The organism is Streptomyces sp. NPDC048349 (genome assembly GCF_040651925.1).
GTDB lineage: Bacteria > Actinomycetota > Actinomycetes > Streptomycetales > Streptomycetaceae > Streptomyces.
Genome location: NZ_JBEZLA010000067.1, coordinates 1 through 16,216 on the forward strand (window position 1 = coordinate 1; position 16,216 = coordinate 16,216).

Genomic DNA, 16,216 nt, shown 5'->3' on the forward strand with positions numbered 1-16,216 from the left:
TGTCGAGCCCGGTGTTGTCGAGCAGGTTCTGCACCGCGGCGGCGACACCGCGGCCCTGGACGCCGGGCCCGCGCGGACGCCGGGCCGAGCGGGCGCACCAGGCCCGCTCGGACGCCCGGCACCAGTGGGCGCCGGGCCCGCGTGGACGACGGGCCCGCGTGGACGACGGATCGAGCGGCTCGCCGTGCCCGGAGTTCCAGGCGATTCCCGCCCGGGTCCCACCGGGTCCCACCCGACCACAGGATCCTCAGGTCTGCCCGGCCACCCCGCCGCCGTTCACAGCGCCGCCCGGATCCGGTCGAACGCCTCGCCCAGCACCGCCGGATGGCTGCCGGCGTTGATCCGGAAGTGACCGGCGTACGCGTCGCCCCCGAAAGCGGCTCCGGGAAGGGCGTGGACCCGGGCGTCGGCGAGGGCGCGGGCGAAGCGCTGCGCCTCGTCCGGCGCGGGGAACCCGGCCCACACCAGATAGGTGGCCTCGGGGGCGACGACGTCCACCCGCAGGGGGAGCCGGGCGAGTTCCGCCCGGACCAGTTCCACGTGCTCGGCGAGCTGGGCGCGCAGCGCGGCCAGCCATCCGGTCCCCTGCTCGTAGCAGGCGACCGTGGCGATGGCGCCGAGGCTTCCCGGCCGCCCGAGCAGACCCTGCGGCATCCCCGCGAGTGCCCCGGCCGTGCGGTCCGAGGCGTAGACGGTGGCGCTCTTCAGGCCGGCGATGTTGAACGCCTTGGACGCCGAGGTGAGCCCGAAGACCCGGGCCCGGTGCACGGCGGGGTCGGCGAACACCGAGCGCGGCTGCCCCGCGAGCCCGAGCGGCATGTGCACTTCGTTCGCGAGCAGCAGCAGGTCGTGCTCCACGGCGAGGGAGAGCGCCGCGGTGATCTCTTCGCTGTTCCAGGCCCGGCCCACCGGGTTGTGCGGCTGGCACAGGATCCAGGCCGCGGCGCCGGCCGCCGCGGCGGCTTGGAGTGCGGAGAAGTCGTTGCGGTAGCCGGCCGCGTCCCGCAGCAGGGGTACGGCCACCGGGCGCATGCCGGCCTCTTCGACCACCGTGAAGAGGTCGCCGTACACCGGTGTCTCCACGATGACGGGGCTGCCGGGCGGCAGTTGGTCGCGCAGGAGCGTCCGCAGCCCGGCCAGAATGTCGGTGGTGCAGCGCAATCCTGCGGGGGAGGCGTGGTGCTCACGGGCCAGATGGAGTGCGCAGGCCTGCTCCTGCTCGCCGGTGAGGCCGTATCCCGTCTCGCCGTCCCGCACGGCGCGTTCGAGGGCGTGGCGCAGGAAGTCCGGGGTCTCCAGGTCCATTTCGGCGACGCCGAGGCAGATCCGGTCCGGCTCGAGCCCGCCCACCTGCCACTTCAGGGTGCGCCGGCCGCGCAGGACGTCCATGTCCGCTATGAACCGCGGGGCCTGCGCGTCCGGCCCCGCGGCCGCCCGGACCGGGGCGGCCGCGTGCGGGGGACGGTCGTCAGTCGGCATCGCGATCCAGCTCGACGTAGAGGCGGGTGCCGCCCTTGCCCTTGGTGCGCCGACGCACGCTGATGCCGCCGCGAATCTCCTTGGGATGCCGCACGTGCGTGCCGCCGCACGGGATCTCGATCTCTCCCGAACGCCAGACGAAGACGTCGTCGGCCCCCGGCAGGGGGGTCACGACCGCTTCCCCGGCGGACCCGAGGAGGGCGAGGACACGGTCCTGGATCTCCGGCACCGCCTCGCTGGGGATCGCACAGCCGAAGTCGAAGCGTGCGGCGCTGTCGCTGATGTGACAGCCGCGGGTCGAGCGCGTCTGGCCGTGCGCCGTGAGGTATTCACCGGTGGCGTGGAACAGGAAGTGCGCCAGGGTGTGCATCTGCATGTTGCGGAAGCGGCGTTCCCAGTCGATCTCCATGGTGACCTCCGCGCCCACCTCGAGCGAGCAGGGCTCCCCGAAGACGTGGCAGAACACCGCGTCGATGGTGGCGACTTCACCGTTGGGCAGCTGGTAGGGCCGGCCCCCGGCCTTCTGGACGTCCACCACCCGCAGTCCGTCGACGGTTCCCTGGTCGGCGACCTGCCCACCGGACTCGGCGTAGAACAGGGAGCGGTCGAAGATCGCGTGGTGGCCCTCGACCGCCAGGACGACGGCCGTCGCGCTGGTCGCGTACGGGTCGTGGTGGAAGAGCTGGGCCGTGGCGGGAGCCTTGCTCCACAGGGCGGGGTTAATCATCGGTCCGTCCTCCGTTCAGCAGTGTCGTTCCGTACAGTTCGCCGCGGTCGGCGAAGAAGGTGAGGATCTCGCCGTCGGCGGACGGGCCGAGGTCCGCGGCGAGCCGGCGGGCGCCCATGTAGCAGACGCCGGACGATCCGCCCACGCTGAGCCCGCGGGCCGCCAGCTCCCGCACGCCGTCGCAGGCCTGGGCGTCGGAGACCCGGTAGACGCCCGCGACCCGGCTCCTGGCCGCGTCGATCACGGCGGGGATCCGGTTCTGGTTGCCGGTGCCGCGCAGGATGCTCCGGGCCGGTGCGCCGCCGAAGGTGATCGAACCCTCGCGGTCCGCCACGTAGGAGGGGATGCCCTTGGCCTCCAGCATCGCGGACAGGGCCGCGAAGTGGCCGCCGCTGCCCACGCAGAAGATTCCGGCGGTGATCCGGGAGAAGTCGAGGGCGCCCATCAGGTGCGGTACCACCCACCGGGTGTAGACCTGCGGGTTGAGCGGGCTGTCGTTCTGGTTGGTCCAGTAGTAGTCCGGGTGCTCCGACCGGATGGACTGCAGCAGGTCGTCGCGGGCCTGCTGGCTGCCGAGGACCGGATGGGGGGTCGCGGCTATGTGCAGGACCCCGCCGACCAGTTCGATCTTCCGCCGGGTGATGTCCGGGATGCCGGGGTCGGTCACCAGGTGCACGGGGTGCCCGAGCAGCCGGCCGGCCACCGCCAGGCCGAGGCCCAGGGAGCCCGACGTGGACTCGATGACGGTCTGGCCCTCGGCGAGCAGTCCCTGCTCACGGGCCAGGAGGAGCAGGCCGAGGCCGAGGATCGACTTGAAGCTGGACTCGGTGGCCGGGCTGCCGTGGATGGCGCGCAGCCGCAGTCGGGAGGCCTCGAAGCCGCCGCAGTCCACGGTGCTCAGGCGGCTGAGCTCTTCGATGAGTTCGTAGGGGTCGGGTCCGCGGTGGTGCGGCGCCGCCGGGTGGTCCAGGGTCAGGCTCACTTCTTCCCCTCCAGGAGGTTCTTGGCCCAGAAGATCGACACGAGGAGCACGCCGATGCCCGCCATCTGCACCAGGCTCAGGCGCTGGTCGAACAGGACCAGGCCGTAGACGGCGGCTGCGACCGGCTGCAGCAGCACGAACAGTGCGGCGAGCTGGAGCGGCAGGAACTTCACGGCGTGTGCCATCAGGGTCTGGCCGAGCAGCTGCGAGGTCACCGCGAGGGCGATCAGTACGAGCCAGCCCTTCGCGCTGGTGGGCCACAGGCTCTCGCCGAGCAGGGCCGCCACGGCGAAGCAGGCGAGGCCGCAGACCAGGCTGAGGGTGGCCATGATGCGGGTGGCTTCGTGGCGCTCGCGCAGGCCCTTGGCCACGACGAGGAACAGCGCGTAGAACACCGCGGTCGCCAGGGCGAGCAGGTCGCCCCGCAGGTGCCGGGGGTCGAGGCCGGTTCCGAGGATGACCAGGATGTACAGGCCGGCCAGCGCGAGCAGGGCGGGCAGCGCGAGGCGCCACGGAAGCCGGTCGCCGAAGAGCAGGAAGCAGAGCGGGGCGATGATGAACGGCACCAGATTGGCCAGCAGGTTCGCCTCGGCCAGCGAGGTGTAGAGGAACGAGATGTTCCACAGGCACAGGTCGGCGGCGAGGAACAGCCCGCCCAGGACGATCAGGAGCTGGTCCCGCCGCCCGATCCGAGTGGCGGTGCCGGGCCCGTCGGCGCCGGCGGCCGTGGCGGCGGCGGCGTTCGCGCGCGTGCGGCGTGCGGCGGCCATCGCCATGCCGAGCAGCATGGGTGCGGCGAGCAGCGAACGGTATCCGCCGGTGGCCACCGGGCCCACCTCGCTGATCCGGACGAAGACACCGCCGAGGGCCAGGCAGCAGACCGCGAGGAGCACCATGAGCTGCGAACGGGCCCGGCTGCCCGGCTTTTCCTCCGCCGCGGGTTCCGGCCCGGCCGCGACCGGTGCGGGGAGGACCTCGTGTCCCGCCTCTGTCGTCGAGTCCGTCGTGACTGCGCGGCTCATGAGCGCCCCGACTCCTTCAGTGTGTAGAGGTCGCTGTCGTAGCCGAGAGAGTGCAGGGCTCTCCGGGATTCAGCGACACGAAGATCGTGGTCCGTCTGGTGTTTCGAGAAGATGAGCCCGGCCACCGTTCCGCTGTGTGCGACGCACACGCCGAGGGCCCCCCACTCCTTCTTGACCGCCATCAGGTCCCCCAGGGATTTCTTGGGGAGCCGGTCATTGTGCAGCTCGCTGCTGAGGGTCGCTATTTCTGCGGCCGCATTGCCGTCGTTCGCGAGGAGCGCCGCATCGAGTTCGGCGAAGAGCCGCTCGTAGATTCTGGCCTTTCCCGGGTCCTCCGGGATTTCCCGGTGGAACTCCTCCGTGCGCACCCAGCCGCCCTCGTCGACTCCGACGATGCTCCACCGCAGATCCGTATCGTATTTCGCGATCAGGGTCTGCGACCGCTGGGCACAGGAGGCGATTCCGGGATGCAGCAGGTAGTCGCCGTATTCGAGCTTTCGGGCCACGGAGAGGGCGAGCGCGTGCGCCACCGGCACGGGGGTCTGCGGGTGGGCCTCCCGGATGCAGAGCAGGGCGACGGCCAGGATGTCGGCGGTCGAGCTCGCGTGTCCTTTGGCCACCGGGATGTTCGACGTGATGTCGATGGTGAGACCGGCGTGGGGGAACCCCAGCTCGGCGCCGAGGGCCTCGAAGGCGGCGAGCGCTTTGGTGCGGTCGGCCGGGCTGATCGTGAGTGCCTGCGTGCCGGGGCCCTCGGCCCGTCGCAGCCGCGCCGTGCAGCTCAACTCCTCGACGGGCGCCGTGAAGAGGAAGTGCTCGTACCCGCGCTCGCCGACGGTGTAGCCCTGCAGTATTTCTCCGAATGCGCCGTGGACGGTGCTGGCGATCTTGTCGTGCATGGGGTCGTTGTACGTGGCGTCGAGTGCGTCCGGCAACCAAAGGAAACCTGCTGGCTGCCATAAGCGAGGGCATCGCGGCGGCGATCGTGAACCGCATCGCGCGACCGATTTGCTCTACTTGCCCCGATAGGCGACCCGTTCAAGATCATCTTGCTTATCGGTGGCGAAAGGACTTCTTATGCATACTCCCCGCTCACGGTTGATGTTCAAGACTCGGTAAAACTGCACCCGTATCACTCCGTGGACCGGCCGATGGGTCCATAACGCCCGATACCACCGTTCCCTAAAGCGGAGTTGCTCGTTTCCATTTCTCCTGCTTACGTTTCGCCCCATGATCGAGACGCGTCATCTCCGCACGCTGCGCGCCGTTGCGCAAACGGGCTCTTTCGCTGCCGCGGCCCGGCAGCTGAGCTGTACCCAGCCGGCCGTGAGCCAGCAGATGAAATCCCTCGAACTGGCAATGGGCACTCCGCTTTTGATCCGCACCAGCCGTGAAGTACGGGTCACCGAGGCCGGCGCGGCCCTGGTGCGGCATTCGGCCGGGGTGCTCGCCGGACTCCACGCGGCCGAGGAGGAGATGGCGGCGTTCGCGGGGCTGCGCACCGGCCGGGTCCGGCTCACCTCCTTCCTGAGCGGCACGTCGGCCCTGATACCGTCTGCCATCGCCGCGATGCGCGCCGCCCATCCGGACGTGGAGGTCTCCCTGGCGGAGGCCCCTCCGCCGCGCTCCATCGACCTGCTGCGCAATGCCGACTGCGACATCGCCCTGGCCTTCCGCTACCCGGAGATCCCGGGCGCGGGCGCGAACGCAGAAGAGGAGTGGCAGGACCTCGCGGTCCGCCCGCTGCTCACCGACCCTCTGGTCGTGCTGGTTCCGGAAGGGCACCGCCTCGCGGAGGCGGGCCAAGTGGAATTGGCCGAACTGGCCGGGGAATCGTGGATCATGGGCTGTCACCGCTGTCGCCGCCATCTGCTGCAGCTGTGCGAGCACTCCGGCTTCGAGCCGCACGCCGAGTACGGGACGGACGACTATCCGACCGTGATCGGGCTTGTCGCGGCCGGTCTGGGGGTCGCCGTTCTTCCCGAACTGGCCCTGGGCGGACCGCCGTCGGCGCCGATCCGGCTGCTCCGCCTGGAGCCCACCGTGCGCCGGGAGGTGGTGGCCCTGTCCATGGCGACGTCCCCCTCCGTGCCGGCGGTCGGGCTCATGCTCCGCGAACTGGAACGATCCGCCGCCCGCTTGCCGGGGACGTCACCGGTCCGCCGCGGCCCAGGCTAGGTTGCTCGTATGAACTCATCATCTGGACGATCCGGAATGGATCGAGGGGCACTGTTAGCCGCATCGGTCACCGTGGTGCTGTGGGCCTCCGCGTTCGTATCCATCCGTGCCTCGGCGGACCATTTCGAACCCGGGGCGCTGGCGCTGGGGCGCCTGCTGACCGGCTCGTTGGCGCTGGTCTGCCTGCTGCTGGCGAAGGGCGGGGGAGTGCCGCCGCGCAAGGCATGGCCCGGCATCGTGGGATCGGGGGTGCTCTGGTTCGGCGTCTACATGGTCGTCCTGAACTGGGGAGAGCAACTGGTCGACGCGGGCACGGCGTCCATGGTCGTCAACGTGGGGCCGATGGTGGTCGCGCTGCTCGGCGGCTGGTTCCTGAAGGAAGGTTTCCCGCCGCTGCTGCTGGCCGGTATGGCCGTGTCCTTCGTCGGCGCCGTGGTCGTCGGCTTCTCGTCCTCCGGCGGCGGATCGTCCTCGGTCCTGGGCCTCGGACTGTGCCTGCTGGCCGCCGTGGCGTACGGGGCCGGCGTGGTGATGCAGAAGCCCGCGCTGCGCCACGCCACCCCGATGCAGGTCACGGCGTACGGCTGTCTGATCGGCGCCGTCGCGTGTCTGCCGTTCAGCGGGCAACTGGTGTCGGACCTGTCCGCGGCGCCCCTGTCGGCCACGCTCAATGTCGTCTACCTGGGCCTCTTCCCCACCGCCCTGGCCTTCACCACCTGGGCGTACGCGCTGTCGCGGACCACGGCGGGGAAGATGGGGGCCACCACCTATGCGGTGCCCGCCGTGGTGGTCCTCATCTCCTGGCTCGCGCTGGACGAGGTACCGGGCTGGGTCACCCTCCTCGGCGGTGCCATCTGCCTGGGCGGCGTGGCCGTATCCCGGATGCCCGGGTTCCGCAGGCGCGGGACCGAGGAGACCGCCGCACCGGCGGCCAGTGTGGAGACAGCGCGCTGAAGTGACCCGCCGGGACCGGCACGGCCGGAGGCGACACGGACAGGGGCGGGGACATGATGTCCCCGCCCCTTTTCATGTCCCCGCCCCTGATCCCTTTTCGTTCCCGCCCCTCCTTTTCGTGTCCGGCTCCTCGCCTCACAGGATGAGCGTGGTCTCGTTCCTGCCCAGTTCGTAGCCGAACTGGATTCTGGTGTGTGCGCCCAGTTCCTGTTTCATCGCCGCGATATGCCCTTGCAGTGATCTCTCGCTGATACCGAGCCGGCGGGCGATCTGCTTGTCGGGGTAGCCCGCTACGAGCAGTTTGCTGATCGATATCCGCAGTGAGGGAATGACCTGCTCGGCCGCCCTCGTGGCATGGGTCGAAACGAAGGGGAAAGGCCTCGCGCGATCCCAGGAACGGTCGAATATGTCCTTGAGGAAGCGCACGATGGCGGGCTCCCTGATGGCTATCGCATGCGTGCGGTCCTCATTCGCGGAGATGAACACGACGTCTTCGTCGATGATGATCATCCGGTCGAAGAATTCGGCCAGGGTGCGGACCTGGACCCCGTAGTCGGAGACGGTTCGCACGTAGTTCTTCGTCGCTTCGTCGAATCGCGTGGTGTGCTGATAAAGGGTGCGCATGGCGACGCCCCCCGCGATCTGGCGGCGCACGGATTCGAGGGCCTCGTCCAGGATCGGTCCGGGGCGCGGCCCGTCGGGCTGAGCGGTCAGGATCTCCTTGCGTGCATCGGCGAGAGCCTCGTCGATGGCGGCCGCGATGGCCTCGAGCCCGAAGTGGTAGCTGATCCGTGTGTCGGGGGGAGCCGTCGCGGCCGAGGGCGCGGCCGACGTGGCGGGCGAGTCGGCCAGGCCGCCCGCGACGAGCCGGGAGAGCGCCTGCAGGTGCTCGGACATGAGCTGCTGCACACCGCTGGGCCCATCCGGAATTTCTTGTTCCATTCGCATTCTCCCACTCGTCCGTCCTGCCAGTTTCCGGGTGTTCCAAGGGTCTTTCAGAGCCGACTGGATGTCCGATACTTCCCGGTGTGCGGCTTTTAGGATCCATCGGATTTTAGCAGTGCGGGAATATGAGACATCTCGGAGCTTGAGCGAAAGTCGATCCGGACTCGAGAGTGATCAAGGCGGGTCACAGCGACCGCCCACCACTCCACTAAACGGTCCGGCGGCACATGCCCCGCTCTTTTGGGAGGCTTGACGAAATGTTGGTAAACCTTTCCCGCCCCAGTACGTCGCTCCGCTCGCGCCTGACGGTCCGCATCGCCGCGGCGGGCATTGCCGCCACGCTGGCCGGTGGCTTGTTCGCGGTGTCCGCCGCGCACACGGACACGGCCCACCAGGCATCGGATGACGTAAAGATTCTGGCCGATGTTGGCTGGAATTCACCCACCCCCAAGGCGACTCCGTGAGTGCGGTCTTTCCCGTGAGCTCTTCCCCCTGGTTCATGTGCGACGGAACGGAATCCGAGCCGGGCCCCGCCGCACGCGTCTACTGCTTCCCGCACGCCGGCGGCAACCCGCGCTCGTTCCTCGGGTGGCAGCCGGACCTGGCGGGCGTGGCCGAGATCGCCGGGCTCTGCCCGCCGGGACGCGGCCGCCGCTACCGGGAGCCCGCCCTCACCGATGTCGCGGACCTCGCCGATGCCGTGGCCCGCGAGATCTCCACCACCGCAGACCGCCCCTTCGTCCTCTTCGGCCACAGCTTCGGCGCGGTGCTGGCCTTCGAGGTGGCACGGCGCATCGGTCATCTGCCGGATTTCCGCCACCTGGTCGCCTCCGGCTGCTCGGCCCCCTCACTGCTGCCCACGCGGCGGGTCGTGGAGGCCGCCCGGCTGGAAGGCCGGGAGTTCACGCAGGCCGTGGGCTTCTTCGGCGGACTGCCGCCGGAGGTCATGGCCGACGAGGGCCTGCAGGAACTGCTCCTGCCGAACCTTCGCGCGGACTTCCGCATGGTCGCCGGCTACACCTACCGGCCGGCCGCACCCCTGTCCGTACCGGTGACCCTGATCAACGGTCTGGACGACCCGCACATCGGCGAGGCCGGGCTGCAGCCGTGGGAACAGGAATGCCTCCAGCCGCCGGCCAGGCACTGGTCCGAGGGCGGCCACTTCTACTTCGACGGCCGCTCGCGGTCGGTCACCGACATCCTCCGGTCGCTCCTGTCCGCAGCGCCCGGCGTCGGGCAGCCTGGCGACTGGCACGTCGAACTCATCTGACCGTGCCGGACCCGTAGACACCCGTGCCACAGAGGAACTCCTGCCGTGAACCTGCCCGTTACCCCTTCCACAGACCCCGTCGACCAGCGTGCCCGCGCCCTGGCCTTCCGCCGGCTCCACCAGGGCACCGAGCCCTTCGTCATCCCCAACCCCTGGGACGCGGGAACCGCGCGGCTGCTGACCGGCCTCGGATTCGCGGCCCTCGCCACCACCGGTGCGGGACTGGCCTACCGCCTCGGCCGGCCCGACGGAACCAATCTGGTGGGCAGGCGGGAGATCCTCGCGAACGCCGCGGAGATCGTGGCGGCGACGCACCTGCCGGTCTCCGCCGACCTGGAGAGCGGTTTCGGCGACACGCCGCGCGAGGTGGCCGAGACGATTCGGCTCGCCGCCGCAGCGGGTCTGGTCGGCGGCTCGATCGAGGACTCCACGGGCCGCGCCGACGACCCCGTACGCCCCCTGGAGGAGGCGGTGGAGCGCGTGGCGGCCGCCGTGGCCGCCGCCCGTGAGCTCGACTTCCCCTTCACCGTGACGGCCCGCGCCGAGAACTTCTTCCAGGGCCGGTCCGACCTGGCGGACACCATCCGCCGGCTCCAGGCGTACGAGGCCGCGGGCGCCGACGTCCTCTACGCGCCCGGCCTCCCGGACGCCGAGTCGGTGCGCGCGGTGTGTGCCGCCGTCCGGCGCCCGGTCAACGTCCTGATGGGTTCGCCCGCCCTGCCGCTGTCCGTGGCCGAGCTCGGCGAACTCGGCGTACGACGGATCAGCGTCGGCTCGGCGCTGGCCCGGGCGGCGCTCGGTTCGGTCGTCCGGGCCGCCGAGGAGATCCGTACCCACGGGACCTTCGGTTTCGGAGCGGACGCCCTTCCCTACCCCGCAGCCAACGCGATGATGACACCGGCCCCGCCGGCCGGTCAGGAAAGCGACTCCCCACGGTGAATGCCACCCCCGTCCATCTGTCCGCCCCCCGCTACGTCCTCGGCGAGAACCCGGCCGACCACACGACCATCGCGAACCTGACCGCGCGCGCCGCCGAGCTGCGCATGCCGGCCAAGGCCCCGCTGTGGGGCTGGGGAACGATCCACCGCACCGGCAAGAACCTGGAGACGCTCGCCGTGGAAAGCGGCCGGGCGACGCTCGCCGCGGCCGGGGCGGGACCCGACCAGGTCGACGCCCTGATCCTCTGCTCGACCCGGTTCCCCGGCGGCCCCCGGACGCACGGCGGCTTCGTCCAGGCGGTCATGACCGGACTGGGGCTGACCGACGCCGCGTTCACCGGCGTCACCCTGAACCGCTGCACCAACCTGCTCGTGGGACTGCGCCTGGCGCAGGCGCTGGTGGCCTCCGGGCAGCACCGCACGGTGCTGGTCGTCACCACCGACCGGATATCCGACGAGTCCGTCCGGATGGAAAACTTCGCCCTGTTCAGCGACGGTTCGGCGGCCTGCCTGGTGAGCGCCCGGCCGTACGGAGAGGACGCGTACGAGATCCTCGGGGGCGCCTCCGCGCAGGACCCGCCCTCGCTCGGCTGGTCCCACGAGATCAGCTCGGACCTGGCGCGCGTGGTCAACGACCGCATCCTCGCGCCGCTCGAGCTGACCCTCGAGGACGTGGACGGTCTGCTGCACCCGAACCTCTTCAAGCCGGTCGTCGTCCTGAAGGAACGCCAGGCCGGTTTCAGCGCCGGACAGCTGTTCCTGGACAACATCTCGCGCGTCGGGCACTGCTTCGCCGCCGACCCCCTGATCAATCTCGTGGACCGCGCCGAGGCGGGAACGCTGCGCGACGGCGGTCTCTACCTCCTGGCGTCGAGCGTGCCGGGCGTACGCGTCGGCGTACTCCTGCGCAAGCTGTCCGCCGCCCAGCAGCCGACGAGCGACGAAACCTCGGAGTTCTGATGAACGCGCACACCGGATTCCCCCTCCCGGACCTGACCACCTCCCTGCCCCGCGCCCCCTTCCGGTTCAGCCCGAAGGCCGCCGAGGCCGCCACCACGGTCCTCGAAGCCGGGCCCGCCGACGTCTTCCGGCAACTCCTCGACGACCAGGAGAGCGAGACGACCCTGCTCGTCGCCCGCCGGGCCCTGCACGCCTTCCTGCCCACGGAAGGGGACGAGGCCCCCGCGGACGCCGACGCGATCGCCGCCCGCGTCCGGCAGGCCCGCGGCGCCCTGGAACCGGACCTCGCCGGCCTGCGCGAGCGCGCCCCGCAGACGTACCGCCTCGTCCTGCGCCAGCGCGCACCCCTCATGCTGCTCGCCGGCTGCTGGCTGGACAACGTCTCGCAGACCGCCACCCAGCCGTCGGTCATCGTCAACCGGCTCTTCGGCCAGTACTTCCACCTGCAGGGCGAAGGGACCCCCGAGCGCGGGTTGCTCGCCAAGCGGCGGCGGGCGCTCACCGAGCTCGAGGTGCACCTGCCCGAGATCGAGACCGTGGACTTCCTGAAGGAGACCGAGGCGCGCCCGCTGACCGCGCTGCACGCCTCGTTCTACCTCGCGCTCTCCCGGCTGCCCGCCTCGTTCCTGCCCGAAGTGGTGGGCGTGCACTACGCCGTGACCGCCCTGGGCGTCGACGACCTGCTGCTGGGTACGGACACCCCCTGCCTGGACGAGGCCCGGGCCCGTACGGTCCTCGCCGAGTACCTCAGGCTGACGGAGGGCTCGCCGACCGGCGCGCAGGACCGGCAGCGGACGGTCCGGGCGATCGAGCTGGTGCTGCGCCTGGAGCGGGAGCACACCGCGCTCCTCGGCGAGCTGGCCGACTGGCACGACGGACTGTCCCTGGACGCCAGGGTCGGGCGGATCGTGGCCCGGCACGCGCCGTACGCGGGCCGCCAGCACCGCAGTGTGCGCCTGGGCGACCGGCGGCTGTCGGAGTGGCTCGACGACGAGAACATGGATCTGGCGGCCTTCGTCGGCCAGTTCCGCGAGGCCCGGCAGATGAAGCCCGCGCGCGAGGGCGTGTGCCGGTTCCTGCGGTCCATCAAGTTCGGCGGGCCGATGTTCGGCATCTTCGACGAGCACGAGGCGGCCGTGTTCACCGAGTGGGCGCAGGCCATCGCGGCGGGTGAGCCGGCGGACCTCGACTTCCGGCCGAACACCGCCGGCGACGCGCAGGCCCTGGCCTGGTCCGAGGCGCTGCGCGGCAGCGACCCCGCCGATACGGTCCTCGTCGAGGCCCCGTCCGGCCTGGACGACCGGCAGCTGTTCCACCGCGTGGTCAACATCGAGCAGTTCCCGCACATCCTGGGGACCGCCCGGGACCGGGCCGAAGCCAACCTCGCCGACGCGGAAGTGCTGTTCACCCACGGGGCGGGCGGCACCCTCACCGACGCCGAGTACTTCGACTACACGCCCGAGGCGCTGATGGCGCGCGTCGAGGCGATCTACTGGGACAAGCTGGTGAACCCGTACCAGCCCCTGACGGAGATCCCCGACCGCGACACGGTGATCTTCGAGCAGAGCACCTTCGCCCTCGGCAGCCTGATCGACGGCACCTGGGCCCAGCGCATCGGCAACCTCGGCCGCAACCACCGGCAGAGCGACCACATGCTGTTCTCCATCTACGCCGACGAGATGGGCCGCGGCGACCTCGACAAGAACCACATCACGCTCATCCACCAGGTGCTGGCCAGCATGGACATCCACCTGCCGCACATCCGCCAGGACGAGTTCCTGGAGCAGGGCGACCTGCCGGACGGGCTCTACGGGTTCTCCATCCACCAGGTGTGCCTGGCGCTGTTCCCCGACACCCTCTACAACGAGATCCTCGGCTACAACCTGGGCATCGAGATGTTCGGTCTCGGAGCGATGCGACTGCACGAGATACAGAAGCTGCGCAGCCACAACCTCGACGCGGGCTACGAGCAGGCGCACCTGTCGATCGACAACTTCTCCGCCGGGCACGCCCGGCAGTCGGCCGACATCATCGTCTCCTACCTCGACGGCGTCCGGCGCACCTCGGGCGAGGAAGCCGTGCAACGGGAGTGGCGCCGCATCTGGCGCGGTTACGCCTCCTTCGCCTACTTCGTCGAGCACAAGCTGGTCGGGCAGGTCCGTGCCGCTCAAGCGGCCGCCGCTCCCGCCGACGACGACGCCGGCCTGCTCATCTGACGCCCGTCGCCCGGCGCCCGAAGCCCGGCGCCCCGCACCCGACGCCGTACCCGCCGACGCCCGCCCCCTCGCACGGAGAACTGTCTTGGAACTCACCAGCGCCTTCGACCAGGAAATCCTGGCCCTCCCCTTCTACGACGACCGGCACCGCGGCCTGGCGAACGCCATCGGCACCTGGTGCGACGGCCGCGCCCCCCTGTGGAACGAGGTCCGCCGACAGGACCCGGAGAAGGCCGGTCGGCGTCTGGTGCGCACCCTCGGCGAGGACGGCTGGCTCGCCTTCCTGGACCCGCGGGCCGTGCCCGACGCCCTGCCCGGTGACTTCCGCAGCATCTGCCTGATGCGTGAGGCACTCGCCTACGCCGAGGACCTGGCCGACTTCGCCTTCTCCATCCAGGCCCTCGCCGCCACGCCGGTCATCCGGTACGGCAGCGAGGAGCAGAAGGAGCACTACCTGCCGCAGATGGCCGGGGGTTCGCTCATCGGCGCGTTCGCGGTGTCCGAGCACGAGGCGGGTTCGGACATCGCCTCGGTCGGGCTGCGGGCCGAGCGCGACGAGGACGGCGGGTACGTCCTGAACGGACAGAAGGCGTGGATCGCCAACGCCGGGATCGCGGACGTGTACGTCGTCATCGCCCGCACCGGCGAGGGCCCCGGGCCCCTGGGGCTGACCGCCTTCCTCGTCCCGGCCGACTCCCGCGGCCTGCACGTCCACGAGCGGCTGGACGCGGTCGCACCGCGCGCCTTCGGCCACCTCTCCTTCGAGGACTGCCGGCTGCCCCGGGAGGCCGTGCTGGGCAAGCCGGGCAAGGGCTTCGTCATCGCCATGGACCTGCTGGAGCGGTTCCGGATGACGGTCGGCGCCGCGGCGCTCGGCTTCGCCCGACGGGCCGCCGACACGGCGCTGGCCCACGCCCGCACCCGCCGGATCGGCAACGACAAGCTGGTCGACCTCCAGCTGACCAAGGCGACCCTGGCCGACATGGACGTGAAGCTCAACGCGGCGGCGCTGCTGGTGGCAAGGGCGGGCTGGGAGGCCGACCACGGCAGCAGGCGCTTCGCCCGGCATTCGAGCATCGCCAAGCTGTACGCGACCGAGGAAGCCCAGCACGTCGTCGACTCCGCCGTGCAGTTGCTCGGCGCGGCGGGTGTGGTCGCGGACAGCGTCACCGAGCGCCTGTACCGGCAGATCCGCTCCCTGCGGATATACGAGGGCACCTCGGAGGTCATGCGGCTGACGATCGCGGGCACCCTCGACGCCCGGCGCGCCGCGCTCCCCGCCCGCTATCTCTGACGCACGCTTCCCCCAGCGACGCCCCCGCCCGGCCCCCGGGCACCGACATGCCGAGCACCCAGCAAGGAGCACCCGGATGACCAACCCGATCGAGGCGGTCAGGCTGGCGGACCCGTACCCCGGTTACGCGGCGCTGGTGGCGACGCGCCCCTTCGCCTACGACCCGGCCGTGAACGCCTGGGTCGCGGCGGACGCGGCGGCGGTGCGCGCCGTGCTGGGCTCCGCCGCCCTGCGGGTCCGCCCGGTGGCCGAGCCGGTGCCCGCCGGAATCGTCGGCACCGCCGCGGGCGAGGTGTTCGGGGATCTGGTGCGGATGACCGACGGCGACCTCCAGCAGCGTCTGAAGGGCGTGGTCGCCCAGGCGCTGGGGAGCACCGATCCCGCGTACGCCGCCCGGCTGGCCGCCGAGCAGACCCGGGCCGCCCTCGCGACGGGTGGTGAAGTCCCCTTCGAGGAGCTGATGTTCGCCGTTCCCGCCCGGGTCGTGGCGGGTCTGTGCGGACTGGACGCGGACGGCTCGGCGCAGGCCGCGCGGCTGATCGGCGAGTTCGTCCAGTGCATCCCCGCCCTGGCCACCCCGGAGCAGCAGCGGTCGGCGGCGCTCGCCGCGGCCGGGCTGCGGGAGTTGCTCGGCCCCGGGATCGAGGACGCGGGGGCGGCCGGGGCCGCAGAGGAGGCCGGCACCGGGCTGCTCGCCGCGCTCGTACGGGCGGCGCGCGACGCCTCCTGGACCCGGACGGCTCCGCTGCTGGCCAACGCGGTCGGGTTCCTGTCCCAGACGTACGACGCCACGGCCGGGCTGATCGGGAACACGCTGCTGGCGCTGACCAGGCAGGAGACTCCCAAGTCCCCGGCCGAGCGGGAGGCGTTCGTCCGCGAGGTGGTCCGGCACGACGCGCCGATCCAGAACACCCGCCGCTTCGCCGCCGAGCCGTTCCGGCACGGGGACGCGGAGGTCGCGCCGGGCGAGCAGGTGCTGGTGCTGCTCGCCGCCGCCAACCGGGACCCGGCGGTCAACCCCGATCCGCACTCCTTCCGGCCCGGCCGCGAGGCGCCGGCGGTCTTCACCTTCGGCGCCGCCGCCCACCGGTGTCCCGGAGAGAACCTGGCGGTGGCCATGGCCGACGCGGTCGTCGGGACGCTGCTGGACTCCGGATTCGACCCCGCGTGCCTGCCGTCCGGGCCGTTCGGGCCGGCCGAGGTGACGTACCGACCGCTGGCCAACGCCAGGATCCCGGTGCTGTAGCGGCG

16 protein-coding genes are annotated in these 16,216 nt (G+C 71.2%); 9 read left to right on the forward strand and 7 right to left on the reverse strand.

Translation table 11 applies throughout. The features are described 5' to 3' along the window. The 6 genes from AB0D44_RS28675 to AB0D44_RS28700 form a co-directional block, all read right to left on the reverse strand. Window positions 1-232 (reverse strand): hypothetical protein (locus AB0D44_RS28675; RefSeq protein ID WP_362596156.1); only part of this gene is annotated, 232 nt, incomplete at its 3' end. A gap of 44 nt (window positions 233-276) precedes the next feature. Next, window positions 277-1,479 (reverse strand): aminotransferase class I/II-fold pyridoxal phosphate-dependent enzyme, encoded by a 1,203-nt coding sequence (locus AB0D44_RS28680; protein ID WP_362596158.1) that lies wholly within the window; start codon window positions 1,477-1,479, stop codon window positions 277-279. Further along, window positions 1,469-2,206: an alanyl-tRNA editing protein gene (locus AB0D44_RS28685; RefSeq protein WP_362596160.1), complete on the reverse strand. Its 738-nt coding sequence runs from the start codon at window positions 2,204-2,206 to the stop codon at window positions 1,469-1,471. The genes AB0D44_RS28680 and AB0D44_RS28685 overlap by 11 nt, the downstream gene beginning before the upstream one ends. Then, on the reverse strand, window positions 2,199-3,188 hold the full coding sequence (locus AB0D44_RS28690) for a pyridoxal-phosphate dependent enzyme (protein WP_362596162.1): 990 nt from the start codon (window positions 3,186-3,188) through the stop codon (window positions 2,199-2,201). Before AB0D44_RS28690 ends, AB0D44_RS28685 begins: the two co-directional genes overlap by 8 nt. After that, complete coding sequence (locus AB0D44_RS28695) at window positions 3,185-4,210, reverse strand: DMT family transporter (RefSeq protein ID WP_362596164.1); 1,026 nt, start codon at window positions 4,208-4,210, stop codon at window positions 3,185-3,187. Before AB0D44_RS28695 ends, AB0D44_RS28690 begins: the two co-directional genes overlap by 4 nt. Then, a complete protein-coding gene (locus AB0D44_RS28700; RefSeq protein ID WP_362596166.1) occupies window positions 4,207-5,145 on the reverse strand; it encodes a hypothetical protein in 939 nt (312 codons plus the stop codon). The genes AB0D44_RS28695 and AB0D44_RS28700 overlap by 4 nt, the downstream gene beginning before the upstream one ends. Before the next feature lie 295 nt (window positions 5,146-5,440). Here AB0D44_RS28700 and AB0D44_RS28705 point away from each other — a divergent pair, with 295 nt between their 5' ends. Both AB0D44_RS28705 and AB0D44_RS28710 read left to right on the forward strand, forming a co-directional pair. After that, window positions 5,441-6,388 (forward strand): LysR family transcriptional regulator, encoded by a 948-nt coding sequence (locus tag AB0D44_RS28705; RefSeq protein ID WP_362596168.1) that lies wholly within the window; start codon window positions 5,441-5,443, stop codon window positions 6,386-6,388. Between the two features lie 9 nt (window positions 6,389-6,397). Then, entirely contained in the window at window positions 6,398-7,342 is a 945-nt protein-coding gene (locus tag AB0D44_RS28710) for a DMT family transporter (protein ID WP_362596170.1), read from the forward strand. 135 nt (window positions 7,343-7,477) lie between these two features. On the opposite strand, the gene AB0D44_RS28715 is transcribed toward AB0D44_RS28710, so the two are convergent. Continuing rightward, window positions 7,478-8,284, reverse strand: a complete 807-nt coding sequence (locus AB0D44_RS28715) for a LuxR C-terminal-related transcriptional regulator (RefSeq protein WP_362596172.1) — start codon at window positions 8,282-8,284, stop codon at window positions 7,478-7,480. Between the two features lie 260 nt (window positions 8,285-8,544). Between AB0D44_RS28715 and AB0D44_RS28720 the strand changes: the two genes are divergently transcribed. The 7 genes from AB0D44_RS28720 to AB0D44_RS28750 all read left to right on the forward strand — a co-directional run bounded on the left by AB0D44_RS28720 (window position 8,545) and on the right by AB0D44_RS28750 (window position 16,211). After that, window positions 8,545-8,751 (forward strand): hypothetical protein, encoded by a 207-nt coding sequence (locus AB0D44_RS28720; RefSeq protein WP_362596174.1) that lies wholly within the window; start codon window positions 8,545-8,547, stop codon window positions 8,749-8,751. Window positions 8,752-8,765: 14 nt separating this feature from the next. Further along, the gene (locus AB0D44_RS28725) at window positions 8,766-9,557 is read left to right on the forward strand and encodes an alpha/beta fold hydrolase (RefSeq protein WP_362596176.1); all 792 of its coding nucleotides are present in this window, start codon (window positions 8,766-8,768) and stop codon (window positions 9,555-9,557) included. Between the two features lie 45 nt (window positions 9,558-9,602). Beyond that, complete coding sequence (locus AB0D44_RS28730; RefSeq protein ID WP_362596178.1) at window positions 9,603-10,496, forward strand: isocitrate lyase/phosphoenolpyruvate mutase family protein; 894 nt, start codon at window positions 9,603-9,605, stop codon at window positions 10,494-10,496. Next, the gene (locus AB0D44_RS28735) at window positions 10,493-11,455 is read left to right on the forward strand and encodes a 3-oxoacyl-ACP synthase (protein WP_362596180.1); all 963 of its coding nucleotides are present in this window, start codon (window positions 10,493-10,495) and stop codon (window positions 11,453-11,455) included. Before AB0D44_RS28730 ends, AB0D44_RS28735 begins: the two co-directional genes overlap by 4 nt. Beyond that, a complete protein-coding gene (locus AB0D44_RS28740) occupies window positions 11,455-13,671 on the forward strand; it encodes an iron-containing redox enzyme family protein (RefSeq protein WP_362596181.1) in 2,217 nt (738 codons plus the stop codon). Before AB0D44_RS28735 ends, AB0D44_RS28740 begins: the two co-directional genes overlap by 1 nt. Window positions 13,672-13,756: 85 nt before the next feature. Beyond that, a complete protein-coding gene (locus AB0D44_RS28745; protein WP_362596183.1) occupies window positions 13,757-14,965 on the forward strand; it encodes an acyl-CoA dehydrogenase family protein in 1,209 nt (402 codons plus the stop codon). A 76-nt stretch (window positions 14,966-15,041) separates the two neighbouring features. Next, window positions 15,042-16,211 carry a cytochrome P450 gene (locus AB0D44_RS28750; RefSeq protein ID WP_362596185.1) on the forward strand — a complete coding sequence of 390 codons (1,170 nt, stop codon included), beginning with the start codon at window positions 15,042-15,044 and terminating at the stop codon, window positions 16,209-16,211. Window positions 16,212-16,216: the final 5 nt, after the last annotated feature.